1 protein-coding gene is annotated in these 970 nt (G+C 64.5%); it reads left to right on the forward strand.

Features of this window, described 5'->3' with window-relative positions; genetic code table 11:
• Positions 1-177: 177 nt before the first annotated feature.
• Positions 178-970, forward strand: a 793-nt coding sequence (locus tag GR198_RS35180) for an IS110 family transposase (RefSeq protein WP_164070485.1), incomplete at its 3' end; no start/stop codon positions are given.

The raw sequence follows: 970 nt of genomic DNA on the forward strand, positions 1-970 counted from the left end.
GCCCCTTGCATGTTCAATTAGCGCTGATTGTTGGATGATCGGTGCGCACTCCGGCGGATGGCCATCCGCCGGAGTGCGGACGGCCGGGACCGCAGGCCCCTTGGCTTGAACCGGGGATGAGATTGGTCCGGCCGTCCTCGCGTTTGTCCTGAACAGATGATGGGGAGCAAGTCCCGCATGCAAGGCAAGGTTTCGTTCCAAGAAGACGCGATGCCGGTAGTTTATGCCGGTGTGGACGTGAGTAAAGAGTGGCTTGATGTTCATCTGCATCCGCTGGGCGAAAGCCGGCGGTTTAGCAATGACAAGACCGGCATCCGCCAGCTGAAACGGCTGCTGGCCAGGCATCAGCCCAAAAGCATCGTGATGGAGGCAACCGGCAAGTTCCATCGCCCCGCCCATCGCTCGCTTTGGCTCGATGGCTTTGCCGTCGCCGTGGTCGATCCGCTGCGCGCCCGCATGTTTGCCCGCGCCTGCGGCTATCTCGCCAAGACCGACCGTCTCGATGCCCGTTTCCTGGCGCTCCTGGCCGAGAGCCTGCGCCCGCCGGCCGACACGCCGCCAAGTCCTCACATCGAGGCCTTGCAGGAGCTGGTCAATGCACGATCGGCAGCCAAATGCGACATCACCGCCCTGCAGAACCGCAGCAAGACTGCCACCACCGCCCTTCTGCGCGGCGAACTCAACCGCCTCGTGCGTCGGCTGGAACAGCATGTCGAACGTCTCGACAAAGAGATCGAACGATGTGTCGGCGAGGACCCGCAGCTCTGCCGCAAGGCCGAGATCCTCACCTCCATCCCCGGCATCGGCCGCGTCACGGCCCTGGCATTGATGGCCGGCATGGACGAGTTGGGCAGTTGTTCGGGCAAGCAGGCCGCCATGCTGGCAGGGCTTGCACCAATCGCCAACGACAGCGGTGCCCGAACCGGACGTCGTTCCATCCGCGCCGGCAGGCCAGCACCCCGGCGCGCGC

The organism is Rhizobium leguminosarum, assembly GCF_010668065.1.
GTDB classification, from domain to species: Bacteria; Pseudomonadota; Alphaproteobacteria; order Rhizobiales; family Rhizobiaceae; genus Rhizobium; species Rhizobium leguminosarum_S.